The organism is Microbacterium lushaniae, assembly GCF_008727775.1.
Lineage (GTDB): Bacteria > Actinomycetota > Actinomycetes > Actinomycetales > Microbacteriaceae > Microbacterium > Microbacterium lushaniae.
Genome location: NZ_CP044232.1, coordinates 2,954,724 through 2,969,749, shown reverse-complemented (window position 1 = coordinate 2,969,749; position 15,026 = coordinate 2,954,724). Strand labels below are relative to the sequence as shown.

16 protein-coding genes and 1 pseudogene are annotated in these 15,026 nt (G+C 70.7%); 16 read left to right on the top strand and 1 reads right to left on the bottom strand.

The annotated features are described in order from the left end of the window. The first annotated feature begins 40 nt into the window (after positions 1-40). From F6J85_RS14310 to F6J85_RS14280, 7 genes are all read left to right on the top strand, one after another. Positions 41-139 carry a 30S ribosomal protein bS22 gene (locus tag F6J85_RS14310; protein ID WP_003792170.1) on the top strand — a complete coding sequence of 33 codons (99 nt, stop codon included), beginning with the start codon at positions 41-43 and terminating at the stop codon, positions 137-139. 84 nt (positions 140-223) lie between these two features. Further along, positions 224-517 (top strand): rhodanese-like domain-containing protein, encoded by a 294-nt coding sequence (locus tag F6J85_RS14305; RefSeq protein ID WP_150926000.1) that lies wholly within the window; start codon positions 224-226, stop codon positions 515-517. Between the two features lie 35 nt (positions 518-552). After that, positions 553-819 (top strand): glutaredoxin family protein, encoded by a 267-nt coding sequence (locus tag F6J85_RS14300; protein WP_150925998.1) that lies wholly within the window; start codon positions 553-555, stop codon positions 817-819. Positions 820-860: 41 nt separating this feature from the next. Next, positions 861-1,328 (top strand): fluoride efflux transporter FluC, encoded by a 468-nt coding sequence (locus F6J85_RS14295; protein WP_150925995.1) that lies wholly within the window; start codon positions 861-863, stop codon positions 1,326-1,328. Beyond that, positions 1,325-1,702 carry a fluoride efflux transporter FluC gene (locus F6J85_RS14290; protein WP_150925992.1) on the top strand — a complete coding sequence of 126 codons (378 nt, stop codon included), beginning with the start codon at positions 1,325-1,327 and terminating at the stop codon, positions 1,700-1,702. Before F6J85_RS14295 ends, F6J85_RS14290 begins: the two co-directional genes overlap by 4 nt. Positions 1,703-1,796: 94 nt before the next feature. After that, entirely contained in the window at positions 1,797-2,444 is a 648-nt protein-coding gene (locus tag F6J85_RS14285; protein ID WP_191906628.1) for a YoaK family protein, read from the top strand. A 25-nt stretch (positions 2,445-2,469) separates the two neighbouring features. Next, positions 2,470-5,793, top strand: a complete 3,324-nt coding sequence (locus F6J85_RS14280; protein WP_150925987.1) for an FUSC family protein — start codon at positions 2,470-2,472, stop codon at positions 5,791-5,793. Positions 5,794-5,870: 77 nt separating this feature from the next. On the opposite strand, the gene F6J85_RS14275 is transcribed toward F6J85_RS14280, so the two are convergent. Then, positions 5,871-7,277, bottom strand: a complete 1,407-nt coding sequence (locus F6J85_RS14275; protein ID WP_191906627.1) for an MFS transporter — start codon at positions 7,275-7,277, stop codon at positions 5,871-5,873. Positions 7,278-7,488: 211 nt separating this feature from the next. On the opposite strand from F6J85_RS14275, the gene F6J85_RS14270 reads away from it, so the two are divergent. From F6J85_RS14270 to F6J85_RS14230, 9 genes and pseudogenes are all read left to right on the top strand, one after another. Then, positions 7,489-7,803, top strand: coding sequence for an urease subunit gamma (locus F6J85_RS14270; protein ID WP_150925983.1), 315 nt, complete (start codon positions 7,489-7,491; stop codon positions 7,801-7,803). After that, entirely contained in the window at positions 7,800-8,696 is an 897-nt protein-coding gene (locus F6J85_RS14265) for a sirohydrochlorin chelatase (RefSeq protein ID WP_150925981.1), read from the top strand. The genes F6J85_RS14270 and F6J85_RS14265 overlap by 4 nt, the downstream gene beginning before the upstream one ends. A gap of 23 nt (positions 8,697-8,719) precedes the next feature. Then, positions 8,720-9,196 carry an urease subunit beta gene (locus F6J85_RS14260; protein ID WP_150925978.1) on the top strand — a complete coding sequence of 159 codons (477 nt, stop codon included), beginning with the start codon at positions 8,720-8,722 and terminating at the stop codon, positions 9,194-9,196. 2 nt (positions 9,197-9,198) lie between these two features. Then, positions 9,199-10,922 (top strand): annotated as a pseudogene (ureC, locus tag F6J85_RS14255) (urease subunit alpha). 7 nt (positions 10,923-10,929) lie between these two features. Beyond that, positions 10,930-11,643, top strand: a complete 714-nt coding sequence (locus F6J85_RS14250; protein WP_150925975.1) for an urease accessory protein UreF — start codon at positions 10,930-10,932, stop codon at positions 11,641-11,643. A 34-nt stretch (positions 11,644-11,677) separates the two neighbouring features. After that, entirely contained in the window at positions 11,678-12,313 is a 636-nt protein-coding gene (gene ureG, locus F6J85_RS14245) for an urease accessory protein UreG (protein WP_150925974.1), read from the top strand. Beyond that, on the top strand, positions 12,310-13,344 hold the full coding sequence (locus F6J85_RS14240) for an urease accessory protein UreD (protein ID WP_202980834.1): 1,035 nt from the start codon (positions 12,310-12,312) through the stop codon (positions 13,342-13,344). Before ureG ends, F6J85_RS14240 begins: the two co-directional genes overlap by 4 nt. Before the next feature lie 21 nt (positions 13,345-13,365). Continuing rightward, positions 13,366-14,289: an urea transporter gene (locus F6J85_RS14235; RefSeq protein WP_150925971.1), complete on the top strand. Its 924-nt coding sequence runs from the start codon at positions 13,366-13,368 to the stop codon at positions 14,287-14,289. A gap of 15 nt (positions 14,290-14,304) precedes the next feature. After that, positions 14,305-14,811, top strand: a complete 507-nt coding sequence (locus F6J85_RS14230) for a Fur family transcriptional regulator (RefSeq protein ID WP_150925969.1) — start codon at positions 14,305-14,307, stop codon at positions 14,809-14,811. The last annotated feature ends 215 nt before the right edge of the window (positions 14,812-15,026 follow it).

Below are 15,026 nucleotides of genomic sequence, written 5' to 3'. Positions count from 1 at the left end.
GGCGATCGGCACCCAGACCCTTGACATTGTGAGGTTTTCCGTGGGTTCTGTCATCAAGAAGCGCCGTAAGCGCATGGCGAAGAAGAAGCACCGCAAGCTGCTTCGCAAGACTCGTCACCAGCGCCGCAACAAGAAGTAAGCGGCCGACACACCGAGCGCCTGTCCTTCGTGGCGGGCGCTTCGTGTTCGTCGCAACCGTTCCGCCGTCATCACTGGAGCCGCCATGCAGTCCATCTCCGTCCAGCAGCTGCGCGAGCGTGAGGGCGTCCCGCTCATCGACGTGCGCGAGCCCGACGAGTACGCCGCCGGGCACGTGCCCGGTGCCGTCAACATGCCGATGTCGACCCTCGGCGAGCACGTCGACGACCTTCCCGAGGGTCCCTTCGACGTGATCTGCCAGGTCGGCGGGCGCTCGGCGCGTGTGGTCGAGGCCCTCACCGCGCGCGGACTCGATGCGACCAACGTGGACGGCGGCACCGGCGCCTGGGCCGAAGCCGGCTATGGCCTCGAGCGCTGAGCGCCGCCGGCCGTGAGGCTGCAGAGGAGCCGGTCGTGACGACCCTCACCCTCATCGGCAAGCCGGAATGTCATCTGTGCGATGTCGCCGAGGAGATCGTCGAGACCGTCGTGGCGGACCTCCCCGACGACGTGGCAGACGCCGTCGCCGTGGAGCGCGTGTCGATCCTGGAGGACCCCGCCCTGTATGACCGGTGGTGGGAGAAGATCCCCGTCGTCCTGATCGACGGAGCGCTGCACGCGCACTGGCGCGTGTCGGCCGATCGGCTGCGCGACGCGCTGCTGGACGCGGGCAGGCCCTAGGGCCCTATTCGAGTCCGAGCGTCCTCCCTACGCTTCGGAATATGACAGTGGTCGAGCACGCACGCGATACCACCCACCCCATTCCCCGGCCGGCGTACGCTCAGCCCAAGCTGATCGCGTTCGTGTTCCTCGGCGGGGCGCTGGGGGCCTCGGCGCGCCTCGGCCTCACCCTGGCGATGCCCTCGGATGCTGGCGACGACTGGCCGGTGCTCATCGCCAACCTCGTCGGAGCGTTCCTGCTCGGCCTCTTGCTGACGGGCCTGGCATCCCGCAAGCCGGAGACCCCCGGTCGGCGCGATTTCCGGCTGTTCGCCGGCACGGGGTTCATGGGCGGCTTCACCACGTACAGCTCGCTCGCGACGAACACCGCGGAGCTCTTCGAGTCGGACGTCCTGGGAGCAGTGCTGTATTCGCTGGGCACGCTCCTGGGCGGCATCGCCGCCGCGGCGGTCGGCATCTGGCTCGCCGGCCTCGTGTGGCGGCCGCGAGACGGGAAGGCCGCGTCATGAGCATCGGCATCTTCCTGCTGGCGGCCCTCGGCGGCGGTCTCGGGGCCGCCCTGCGGTTCACCACCGACGGCCTCGTGATGCGGAACGTGCATTCGGGGTACCCGTGGGGCACGTTCGTGATCAATTCCACCGGTTCGCTCCTCCTCGGCTTCCTCACCGGTCTCTCCGACTCCTCCGTCCTCGACGCGGATTGGTTGTTCGTGCTGGGCGGAGGTCTCATGGGCGGGTTCACGACCTTCAGCACCGCGATGGTCGACACCGTCCACATGCTGCAGAAGCGGACGTTCGGGCGTTTCTTCGCGAACTCCCTCGGCATGCTCGTCCTGACCGTCGTCCTCGCCTTCGTCGGCCTGGCCATCGGGCGAGCGCTCTGACCGACCGCCTCCATGCCGCCGCCGCCATGTCCTCGGAATCGGAACGAACGCCCGAGTGGATAGCCCGGCGCATCCTCCGCCCGCGCGGGTCGAGGTGGCATGTCTGCTCGCGCTGACCTTCGCGGCGGGGATCGTCGACGCGCTGAGCTGGATCGGGCTCAGCGGCGTCTTCACCGCGAACCAGACCGGGAACGTACTCCTTCTGGGCATGGGCGTGGCCGGCACGCCGGGGGTGAACGGCCTGCCGGCACTGTGCGCGCTGACGGCGTTCCTCCTCGGAGCGGCCATCGTGGGGCGGATGACCCGCGCGAGTCCGCCGGGATGGACCGGCCGGACGACGTGGATCTTCGCACTCGTCTCCGTCACGGTGCTCGCCCTGGCCGCGGTGGCGTGGCTGTGGCCGCCGCACCGCTTCGCGGTCTCGGGGCTCGCCATCACGGCGGTGCTGGCGGCCGCGATGGGGGCGCAGGGCGCGGAGGCGATGCGCCTGGCGGTTCCGCAGCTGATCACCGTCGCCGTCTCCAGCGCGGTGATCGGTGCGGGGATGAGCCTCCTGGTGGGCCCGTCGCGATCGCGCGCATCGGGTGTGCTGCGGCGGCTGCTGGCGATCGTGGCGCTGGCCACGGGCGCGTTCACGGGTGCCGTCCTGTCCCGGGTCGGGCTCGGGGCGGGGTTGGCCCTCGCCGGGAGCGTGGCCGCCGGGGCGGCCGTGATCGGGCATCGAAGCCGGGCTGTCCGGTGACCGCTGAACGGGAGACGGTGGGGCGATGACGCCGTGGGACGTCGTGTGGATCGTGGTCGGCGTGGTCATCCTCGTCGCCACGCTGGTGGATGCGTTCCTGGCCGTGCTGAACTACGACGAGGCCGGGCTCTTCGTCAACGGCGTCGTACGGACGCAGTGGATCGTGCTCCGCTCCATCACCAGACGGGTCCGCCGGCGCTGGCGGCCGGTCATCCTCCGCCAGGTCACCGGCATCCTCGTCCTCTCGACGATCCTGGCGTGGGTGCTCGGGATCATCCTCGGCTTCACGTTCATCTATCTGGGCGCCATGGGAGCAAGCGGCAACTTCCAGATCTCGGCGGGCGTGCAGGCCGACTTCTTCGGAGCCCTCTACCTCAGCACCGGCCAGTTCGCCACGGTCGGGGTGGACAACATCTCGCCGGGCGATGTCGTGTTCGACATGCTCACCGTCAGCGAGGCCATGATCAACGTCCTCGTCCTGTCCTTCCTCATCTCCTTCCTCGGCAGCGTCTACGGCGTCGTCCAGTCGCTGCGGGCGTTCTCGGCGAACTTCTTCCAGGCCGGTCGTGGCATCGCCAATCCCACCGAAACACTGGAGCCGTACTTCCCCGATGGCGTCGCACGGGGCCTGGACGGTCACCTCGGCTCGATCCTGGACTCCCTGAGCGCGTACTCCGACGGGCTCGCCCAGAATCCGGTGGCGTACTACTTCCAGAGCGGGCGGGAGCAGTTCTCCCTGCCGTACGCCCTGTACATGACCTCGGGAGTGACGGCCGCGCTGCGGTGGGGGCTGCCCACCGGGAGCGACCCCGCCAAGGAGCCCGATCTGATCCGGCTGGTGGAGGCCTTCGACGACTTCCGCGTGCATCTCCTGCGCATGCGGCGCCGGACGTCGCCGGCCACGCCCGACCCGGTCTCGCCCGACGACTTCACCGCCGCGGTCGCGGTCTTCGAGGGCCCTGAATCCAACGCCTCCCTCGACCCCTGGGTGCTGCGATTCCTCACCGTCCAGCGCCGAGTCATGACCGTGACGCAGACGCAGGGCCCGGTCGACCCGGCCGATGCGCACCGCCGGTACGTGCAATGGCTCCCCTTCGATTTCCAGGCCCAGTGGCTCCTCGCCGTGATCAGCCGCGACCTGGACTATCAGCCCGTCTTCCGCGACGTCGCAGCGACCCCCGACGGCATCCCGCTGGATGACCCACGCGCGTGGCGCGCCTCGGGTCCGACGCCCTCCGCGGAGCCACCCACGTCCCGCACGCCGCGCCCCTCGCGGATCGGCGCATGGGTGCGCCGGCGCCACCTCCTCATCGACCCTGGTTGGGTCCGCCTGACCGACGCACTCCGCACGCTCGCCGCCGTCGTTCTCGCCGTCGCGCTCAGCCTGCCCGTGTCGCAGCTTCTGGGCGCCGAGGCGGCGACCGGTGCCGTCTTCGCCGGGCTGGTCGCGCTCTTCTCCGCTCCGGCCACGACAGGAGCGGCCGCGTCTGCGCCCCGGTGGGCGATGCTCCTCACCGCGGTGCCCGTGCTCGTCGGACTGACCCTGGGTGCCCTGCTGCCCAAGGACGTCCTGACGTCCTCGATCGCCATCGCCGTGGTCGCCGCGGCGGCCGCGTGGGCCCGGCGGTTCGGACCGAAGTGGGGCGGGCTGGGCCAGCTCGCGTTCATCACCTTCTTCTTCACGACTCTCACGGGAGTGGAACCGGGCGCGGTCGCCGGCGCCGCCGTGGCTTCGCTCATGGGTCTGCTGGCCGACTGGGTCGTCAGGATCCTTCCGCGGCCCTCCGTGCAGCGCCAGGTGGACGGCGGGATCGGGGCGGTGTACACGCGGGTGGGGATGCTCCTGGACACGATGATCGATCTCGTCGCCAGTGGGCGCCAGGACACGCGCCTGCTTCGGGCCGTGCGGTCAGAGCGGGTCGCCCTGGAACGCACGGTGGGGTCGCTGAACCGTCCCCTGGATCAGTTCGCCCAGACCGTCGCATCGCCGCAGCGGGCTCACACGCTTCGGGTGCGCGTCTTCGACGTGCAGCTGGCGGCGGAGAACCTCGGCACGGTCATCCCCGCCGCCTCCCGTGTCGACGTGTCGGTGCCGCAGCGGGCGCGCCTTGCCTCGGACCTCCTTGCGCTGCGGGAGGAGGTGGCCGTGGTGGAGTCGTCGGAGTACGCCGCGCGCGACGGCGGCGAACCGCGGGACATCGAGGAGTGGCCGATCGAGGCGCGCCGCGTCTCGCGGGCGGCCTCCGAACTGCGCTCCGCCGTGGAGCGCCTCCGCCGCGTCCAGGTGGCCGATGACAAGGTGCTCGAGGACATCCTGCACCGGGAGCTCCCCGGCGTGGATGTGGCGGAGATGGCGCGCAGCGACCGGGAGGCGGCGCGCGCGGCCGCCGCATCCGCGATGCCTCCGCAGCAGCCCGCGACCGCCGGCTTCGCGCCCGCCGACCGCCAGGCGGTGCAGGCGGGACTGTCCACGGCGCTGGCGCTGTACCTGGGTGGATTGGTCTCGAGCGGGCACGAGTACTGGGCGGCGATGCCCGCGTTCCAGGTGCTGAGCGGCTCGGACGGCGAGACGCGCCTCAAGGCGATCCAGCGCATCATCGCCACCGTCGCCGGCTCCGGGGTGGCCTTCGGCCTGGCGATCCTGGCCGGGCACGACCCCCTGTGGGCCTTCCCGCTGCTGCTGGTGGGTGTCTTCTTCGCGCTGTACGTCCGTTCGATCTCCCCGGCGGCGATGTCGTTCTGGATGACGATCGTGCTGGCCAGCATGTACGACGTGCTGGGGAAGCTGACGGTCGAGACGGTGCAGGTGCGGCTGCTGGAGACCGCGATCGGGGCGACCGTGGCCATCGTCATCTCTGCGCTGATCCTGCCCACCCGCACCGGCACGCGCGTGCTGGATGGAATGACCGACCTGCTGGGTCGCGCGCACGAACTCGCCGACGCGGCATTCGCCCGCGTCCTGGGTCGTCCCTCGCCGCCGGACCGCGTGGCACTGGGCGTGCGCGAGCGCGAAGTGAGCCGCCGGCTGACCCAGCTGGAGACGCTCGCCCAGCCGTTGCTGCGCAACCCGGGCTCCCAGCAGCGCACCGGGATCGACACGCAGCTCACGGCTCTGCGGTCGCTGCTGTACTACGAGCGGCACCTCGGCCGCGAGCTGGCCGGGATCGACCCGGGGGTGCCGGGCTCACCCGACTGGGCGGCGCTGGCCCAGGCCACGGACGAGAACTTCGATGCCGCGCGCGCGGTCCTCGCCGGGCGGCTGCCGGCCCGCGTCCACCTGCCGGACGAGTTCGAGACCGATGCCGGGACGGCCGCCTCCCCCAGATACGCAGGGCCATCGTGCAGCTGACGCGGGTCAATCAGGTGCTGCTCGCGCTCGTCGACGCCATCCGCCCGGGAACCGTGGACGCGACGACGGCAGCCGCCTCAGCGCCCCGCGACGGCTGACCGGTCCGCCGGTGTCGCCGGCCGCCCGCTCGTCGTGCCCAGTGCCAGGAGGAGGATCCCCAGACCCGCGATCACGAGGGCGGTCCACACCCATCCGCCCATGTCGTCGAACTCCGCAGCGTCGGAACCGGATGCCGCCGCCAGGATGGTGCCGACCCCCGCGATCCCCAGCAGCTGGCCCGTCTGCTTCGAGGTGGAGATGAGGCTGGAGGCGAGGCCCGCCTCCGACTCCGGGAGCGACGACAGCGCCGTGACGCTGACGGGGTCGGCGATGAACCCGAACCCCAGACCGAAGACGAAATAGGGCACGATGACGGCCCACAGTGCGCCGTGCTCGGTGGCCCACAGTGCGGCCGCGCCCGCCGCGAGCAGCGCACCGCTCATCACGAGCGCGCGCCGCGACTGGCCGCGCACGACCAGGCGGGCCGCCAGCAGTGCCGACGTCGTCGCGCCGGCAGCCAGCGGGATGGTCAGCAGGCCCGCGGCCGTGGCGTTCAGGCCGCGCTCGGACTGCAGGTAGAACGTGTTGAGGAACAGCAGGCCGGCCAGGGCGAGGTAGCCCAGCACGGCCATTCCGAGCCCGCCCACGAAGGAGCGGTCGCGCAGCAGCTGCACGGGGATGAGCGGGTGCGGATGCCGCTGTTCGTAGGGCACGAGGGCGATCAGCGCGACCACCGCGAGCGCTGCGGCGGTGAGGACAGCGGGCGAGGTCCATCCCAGGTGCACGCCCTCGATGAGCGCGAATGCGAACCCAGCGAGGGTGATCGTGACCAGGACCTGACCGACCAGGTCGAAGGGGACCGGCTGGTCGGCGCGCGAGTCCTTCAGGAGCACGACGGCGAGCAGGATCGCGAGCGCGCCCAGCGGCACGCCGGCCCAGAACACCGACGTCCACCCCAGGTCGCGCACGAGGAGGCCGCCGAGGATAGGGCCGGCCGCGAGGGAAGCCGTGCCTATCGTCGTCCACCACATCACCGCGATCGCGCGCCGCGCCCGCTCGGGGAACGCCTCGGCCAGCAGCGACAGGCCCGCCGGTGCGATGAGCGCGCTGCCGATGCCCTGCAGAACCCGGCCGCACACGAGGACCGGAACGGAGGGACTCAGCGCGCATACGACCGACCCGGCCACCATGACCGCGTTGCCCAGGAGAAGCGTCCGCTTCCGGCCGATCCGGTCGGCGAGGGTGCCCGCGAAGGTGAGGAGACTGGCCAGCGTCAAGACGTAGGCGCTGACCACCCATTGCAGGGAATCGATGCCCGCGCCCAGGTCACGGGCGATGTCGGGGAGCGCGATGTTCACGACGCTGCCGTACACCGTGTGCAAGAACTGCGACAGGCAGCAGGCGACGATCACCCACCCGCTCGACGTTCCCGGCGACCTGTTCATCGGCGTCCCTTCGGGGCTCCCGGGCGCCGACTCTAGCGGCGCCGGGGCCATCTCCGTCCACTCTGCGACACGGTCGCAGGTGCGCCAGGGCCTTTGGTCCCCCGCTGGTCGAGGGGTCCCTGTCCGGGGCCCGGTGGCGGTGGCAGGCTGGGCCCGAACGACGCCCCTCCGTACCGCTGCGGAGCGCCACCCCCGGAAAGCAGGAGTCGCCATGGACCTCACTCCCCGCGAGATCGACAAGCTGTACGTCTACCAGGTCGCCGACCTGGCGCGGCGACGGCGCGAGCGCGGCACCAAGCTCAACATGAGCGAGGCGCAGGCGCTCGTCACCGAGGCCATCCTCGAAGGCGCGCGCGACGGCCACACGGTCGCGGAGTGCATGGAACTCGGCAAGAAGGTCGTCAACGTCGACCAGTGCATGGCGGGGGTGCGCGAGCGCATCACGCTCCTGCAGGTGGAGGCGACCTTCCCCGACGGCACCAAGCTCGTCTCCTGCCACGATCCCATCGGCGGCTCACCGCGATGACGGGCGGGGCAGCGATCCACGTGGTCCTCGTCGGAGGCCACGAGGCGGCACAGGGGGCGGATCTCGCCCGCATCGTGCCGCAGCTGGATCACGCCCACGCCACCGCCCCGGGCAGGGGCCTGCACAACGTCGTGTCGGAACTCGTGGGCGACGGCGCGCGCGTCGTGGTCGTGCCGATGACCTTCGGCCGGGACCCGGTCATGGTGGCCGACACTGCCAAGACCCTCAAATGGCTCGCTCCGCAGCATCCGGGCAGGCTCGCCCTCGCGCGGCCGTTCGGTCAGCTCGACCACCTCACGGCGTGGCTGCGCACGGCGGCCAACCGCGCACGCGCCGTCGATCCGGAAGCCGCGCTGCTCATCGTCGCACCGCGCTCGAACCCCTTCGACGAGGCGGAGCTGCACCGCGTGGCGTACCTCGTCTCGGCCAACGGCGCCCTCCCGGAGGTCGCTGTGGCCATCGGGGATGCCGCGGAGGCGGCCACGGCCGCCGAGCGACTGCACACGCTCGGGCGCGCGCACGTGATCGCCGTGCCGGCCGGCCTTGCGGAACACCTGGATGCCCCGGGTGCGGAGTTCGGCGGGCCCCTGCTGAGCGATGCGGCGATCGTGCGGACCGTGAGGACGCGCGTGCAGGAGGCGGCCGAGGCGCTGGACGCCGGTGAGGACGGGATCGACGCCGGCCTCCTCGCCGACCACGGCCATGGATACGCCCACTCGCATGCATTCGAGGAGGGGCACGCGCACGCGCACCCCCACACCCATTCCCACGGCGCGGACCCCGCGCACGACCACACCGACACCGCGTCGCACTCCCACGACGCGCACGCCCACACCCCCGCATCCCGCGCAGCGTTCCCCTCGTCCGGGGACGGCCACCGTTCCCGGCGCTGAGCAGCATCGAAGGAGAAGTCATCATGCACAACAGACGGCCCACCTACCACCACGGACCGGACGAGATCGAGATCAACGCGGGCCGTCCCACCGTGACGGTCAACGTCACCAACACCGGGGACCGCCCCGTGCAGATCGGATCGCACTTCCACTTCTTCGAGGTCAACTCCGCGATGCTCTTCCCGCGCGAGAAGGCGTGGGGCATGCACCTGGACATCCCGGCCGGCACCGGCGTGCGCTTCGAGCCGGGCGAGACCAAGCAGGTACCGCTCGTGGCCTACGCCGGTGCGCGCGTCGTGATCGGGTTCAACGGACTCGTCAACGGCGGCCTCGACGCCCCGCAGACCAAGGTCGACGCGATGCGCCGGCTGCGCGAGCGCGGGTTCGCCGACGGCGAGCCGGACAGCACGGCGGGCAAGCCCGCCGCCGGAGAAGCGAGCAAGTCGGAGGGCAAAGCCGGCAACACCGCCGCGCCTGCCAAGAAGAAGGGAAGCAAGTAATCATGGCTATCCTCAGCAGGCAGCAGTACACCGACCTGTTCGGACCCACCGTCGGTGACCGCGTGACGCTGGCCGACACGAACCTCGTCATCGAGATCGAGAAGGACTACGCCTCCGACAGCTACGGCGACGAGGTCGTCTACGGAGGCGGCAAGTCGGCCCGCGACGGCATGGGATCCGATGCCCGCGCGAGCTCATCGCAGGGGTCGCTGGATCTGGTGATCACGAACGTCATCGTCATGGACCCGATCCTCGGGTCGTCAAGGGCGACATCGGCGTCCGCGACGGCGTCATCGTCGGGGTCGGCAAGTCGGGCAACCCGCAGACGCAGAAGGGCGTCGACCCGCATCTCGTCGTCGGGCCGGGGACCGAGGTCATCGCCGGCGAGCACCTCATCGCCACGGCCGGAGCGCTCGACCCGCACGTGCACTTCATCACGCCGCAGCAGGCCCAGGCCGCCCTGTCCAACGGCATCACGACGCTCTTCGGCGGTGGCACCGGGCCCACCGACGGCACCAACGGCACGACCTGCACGCCGGGCACGTGGAACATCCACCGGATGCTGCAGTCCTTCGACGCGCTCCCCATCAACGTGGGCATCCACGGGAAGGGCAACGGCTCGCTGCCGCAGGCCCTCATCGAGCAGGTGGAAGCGGGTGCGGGCGGCCTGAAGGTCCACGAGGACTGGGGCACGACGCCGGAGGCGCTGAGCCAGGCCCTCGCCGTCGCGGACGAGTACGACATCCAGATCGCCGTGCACACCGACAGTCTCAACGAGTCGGGTTTCGTCGAGAACACGATCTCGGCCATCAACGGGCGGACCATCCACACGTACCACACCGAGGGCGCCGGCGGCGGGCACGCCCCCGACATCATCCGGATGGCCGGGCAGGCCAACGTCCTGCCCTCCTCGACCAACCCGACGCTGCCCTACACCGTGAACTCGGTCGACGAGCTGCTGGACATGGTCATGGTGTGCCACCACCTCTCCTACGACGCCCCCGAGGACGTCGCGTTCGCCGACTCGCGCGTGCGCGCCGAGACGATCTCGGCCGAGACGGTGCTGCAGGACCTCGGGGTCATCTCCATGATCTCCTCGGACTCGCAGGCCATGGGGCGCATCGGGGAGTCGGTGACACGGGCCTTCCAGATCGCGCACCACTGCAAGGACAAGCGCGGCAAGCTCCCGGAGGATGCGGAGGGCAACGACAACTTCCGCGTGCTGCGCTACCTCGCGAAAGTGACCATCAACCCCGCGATCACGCACGGGATCTCCGACTACGTCGGATCCCTGGAGCCGGGGAAGATGGCCGACATCGTGCTGTGGCCGATCGACACCTTCGCCGCCAAGCCGAAGCTGGTGATCAAGGGCGGCCTCATCAACTGGGCGCTCATGGGCGACCCCAACGCCTCCCTGCCGACCCCGCAGCCGGTCTACTACCGGCCCGCGTTCGGCGCCTTCGGGCAGACGCTGCAGAAGACCCGTGCGACGTTCATGTCCAAGGTGTCGATCGAGAAGGGTGTGCCGGAGCAACTGGGACTGCAGAGTCAGATCTTCCCGGTGCACAACACCCGGTCGTTGGGCAAGGACGACATGGTCCGCAACAACGCCATGCCCGAGATCACGGTCGACCCCGAGACGTATGCGGTCACGATCGATGGGCAGCCTGCCCACATCGATCCCGCCCAGACGCTCCCACTGACCCAGCTGTTCTTCCTCGTATGAGGCGCCCATGACGAGCACGGCTTCGGCGGTGGCGACGCGGCTGGTCAGCCTCCAGCTCACGGACTCGGCGTTCCCCAGCGGCTTCTATACGATGTCGCACGGTCTGGAGGGGTTCCATCAGGCCGGACAGGTCGACCGGGAGAGTCTGGAAGGGCTGCTCGAGGACCTCCTTGTCGCCTCGGTCGGGCCGGGCGACGCCACGGCGCTGGCACGTGCGCACGGCAGCGCATCGCGCGGTGACTGGGATGCGGTCGCCTCCATCGACCGCATCCTGTTCGCCTCGAAGCTCAACGCCGAACTGCGCATGGCCAGCGTCCGCAGCGGCCGGCAGCTCGCCGACGTGGCGAGCGAGATCTTCGAGGGGACTCCCGGCGCAGACGACATCGCCGTGTGGGCGGCCCGGGTGCGGGCGAAGCAGACGCCGGGCTGCCAGCCGGTGGCGACGGCGGTCTGCTACGCCGCGACCGGGGTGCCGGTGGCGGAGGCGGTCGCGTCCGACCTGTTCGCATTCGCGGCGAGCTTCGCCTTCGCCGCCCTGCGTCTGCGCCTGGCCGACCACCGCAGCGCACAAGTGCTGCTGCGCCGCATCCAGCCGGTCATCGAAGTCGTCACCGAGGACGCACTCGCGCGCCCCGTCGACGACATCGGCGGATTCACGCCGGTCGGCGACATCATGTCGGCCGGGCACGAGCGGGCCGAAGCGCGCCTGTTCGCGAGTTGACGGCACCACAAACATCCAAAAGACAGGAACAGTCATGAGCGAGAACGTGCTTCGCGTCGGTATCGGCGGCCCCGTAGGGTCGGGCAAGACCGCCCTCACTGAGGCGCTCGTGCCCATCTTCATCGCCGCGGGCCGCGTGCCCGGGGTCATCACGAACGACATCTACACACAGGAGGACGCGCACCACGTGCGCCGCGAGCTGGCCGGCGTGCTCGACCCCGACCGCGTCGTCGGAGTCGAGACGGGGGCCTGCCCGCACACGGCGGTGCGTGACGATCCCACCATGAACCTGGCGGCCGGCGACGAGATGCTCGAGCGCTTCCCCGACATCGACACGCTGCTGTACGAGTCGGGAGGCGACAACCTCACGCTGACCTTCTCGCCGTCGCTGGCCGACGTGTTCGTCTTCGTCCTGGACACCTCCGAAGGCGAGAAGATGCCCCGCAAGCGCGGCCCCGGCATCACCGAGAGCGACATCCTCGTCATCAACAAGATCGACATCGCGCAGTACGTCCGCACCGATCTGTCGGTCATGGAGCGCGACGCCCATGCGGTGCGCGGCGGCAAGCCGGTCGTCCTGACGAACTCGCTCGACGGCACCGGCGTGCAGGAGCTTTTCGACACGATCCTGGCCACGTGGCGGGCGCGCCAGGGCGAGCTGGTGTCGTGACGATCCCCGCGGTGGGCGGCGACGTGGACGTGGAGCGTCACGATCCGGGCGTCGTCCCCCTCCACGGCGGGCCGCGGCTGCAGCCCGCGCACTTCGAGCCGGCGCACGTGCCGGTCGAGGTCGCCCGGTACGGCACGGCGGCGCACACCTTGCCGGTCGGAAGCCCCGGCAAGGTGGGGATCCTCGAACTCGGTTTCGCGCTGCGCGGACCCGAGGGTGCTCGCCGCACCGAACTCGTGCACCACTTCCAGAAGTCGCCGCTGCAGATCATGCGGCCGCTGTACTACAACCTCGCCAGACCCGACATGCCGTACACGTACATCCTTACCACCGGGGGAGGCATCCTCCACAACGACCGGCAGCGCATGGATCTCACCTTCGGGCCCGACACGTCGGCGTTCGTCACGACGCAGGCGCACACGAAGATCTACCGGATGGAGTCGGGGTACGCCACCTCGCTCATCAACCTCGACCTCGCCGACGGCGCGTACGTCGAGTTCCTCCCCGACCCCGTCATCCCCTACGCCCAGTCGCGCTTCTACCAGCGGCTGCATGCCGACGTGCATCCCGGGGCCACGCTCATCGCGGCGGAGACCGTCTACGCCGGGCGCATGACCCGCGGCGAGCACCACGCCTACGCCGCGTATGCGACCGACTTCGAGCTGTGGCGCCCGGGTCCGGAGCCGGCACCTCTCGCGATCGACCGCGTGCGCCTGGTGCCGCACGACGGGTATGTCGGCGGCGCCGCCGTGCTCGGCGGCCGTGACATCGTGGCGTCGCTGTACGTGGTCACGCCGCGCCTGCCCGCCCGCGAGGTGGCCGACGTGCTGCAGGACAGCGTCGCTGCCGTGGTCGAGGCATCCGATGACGACGCCGCCCGGTTCGGGGTCAGCGTGCTCCCGGGCGACGCGGGAGCGTGGATGCGCTTCGTCGGTGACGACACGATCACCTCTCTGGCCGTGCAGAAGGCGGCGGCGGCCGCCGTGCACGAGGCCATCACCGGGTCGCCGGCGCCGCCGATCCGCAAATAGCCGCTACGCCTGGGAGGCGCCATGTCGACGGAAGAGAAGACCGCGCGCAGCGCGGGGGCGCAGTACGGCCTGGGAATGCTCCACGGGCCGTCGCAGATCTATTTCCAGCAGAACGTCATCACGGGCCTGCTCGTGCTCGCCGCGTTCTTCGTCGCCGACTGGCGCATGGGCATCCTGGCCCTCATCGGCGCCGCGGGCGGGATCCTGGGCGGGCGGCTGGTCGGCTTCACCCTCGCCGACGTCGCGGCCGGGATGCAGTCCTTCTGCGGGACGCTCGTGGGGGCCGCCGTCTTCGCCGCACTGGGCGGCGACGCCTGGTGGTCGTACGTCCTGGCCTTCGTCGGCGGGGTCGCGACGGGGCCCGTCACATGGCTCGTCAACGCACTGTTCACCAAGACGCCGCTCAAGCGGTACGACCTGCCGTTCACGACCGCGCCCTTCGTGATCGTCGCGACGATCATCGCGCTGTCGACGCTGCGGCTCGCCGTCGACGCGGCCCCGTCGGACCTTCCCGATGAGCCCGTGCTGGCCTTCCTGTGCTCGCTGCTGACCAACGTCTCTCAGGTGGTCCTCGTCGACAACGTCATCGCGGGCGGGCTGATCCTGGTCGGCCTGTTCGTCGCGAGCTGGAAGGTGGGCATCGCGGCCCTCCTGGGCAGCGTGCTCGGCTCTCTCACCGCGATCGTCCTCGGCGAGTCATGGAGCGAGCTCGCGAACGGCCTGGCCAACTACTCCGGTGTGCTGACGGCCATCGCGCTCACGGTGACGTTCCTGAAGAGCTCGACGGCGTCGTGGATCTACGCGCTGCCGTGGATCGTCATCACCGCGGTGGTCACTCTCGGCATGCATCGTGCGGGCTGGGAGACCTACACGTGGCCGTACATCCTCACGACGTGGGTCGCCCTCATCGTGGCGTACTACGTGCGCGGCCTGCGCCGCACGTGAAGGGGGCCGTCGCATATGGACGACACGATCCCGCTGCGACAGTGGTCGGCGACGCGCCATGAGCACGAAGCGCTGCACGCCGCGGCCCGCGCCGAGGATCTGCGTGCGGCGATGGCGCATCTGCGCGCGCACGGGCAGCGGATGACCGAACCGCGCCGGGCGGTGCTGCACGCGCTCGCCGGTTCCGCCGACCACCTCACGGCCGACGAGGTGGTGGACCTTCTGGCCGAAAGCGACGTACACAGGGCCACGGTGTACCGCACGCTGGATCTGCTCGCCGCATCCGGCGTCGTCTCCCAGCGCCGCACCGCCAGCGGCGCCACCGGCTACCACCTCGCGGCCACGGGCGCGGGCCGTGCGCACCTGCACGGGCACTGCGTCGACTGCGGCGCCGTCGTGATGCTGCCCCTGGGCGCCTTCCGGTCGCTCACGAACCAGTTGCGGGCGACGACGGGATTCGTCCTGGCACCGGATCGCAGCGCCCTCGCCGGCCGGTGTGAGTCATGCGCCGCGGCGCGCTGAGCACCCGGTGACTCCGCCGAGCGTCCGGTGACTCCGCCGACCGGACGGGGGCTCGTCCGCTGGACGGGGCTCGTCCGCTGGTCGTCGAACGACTCGCCGCGCCGCCCGAACTCCGCAAGGTCGCGCCGAAAAGTGCCCGAACGGCCGGTTTCGCGCCCCGGCCGGACCGGTTTTGCGGAGTTCGGGCGACGGGGCCGGGTGGCCGTCGTGCGGGC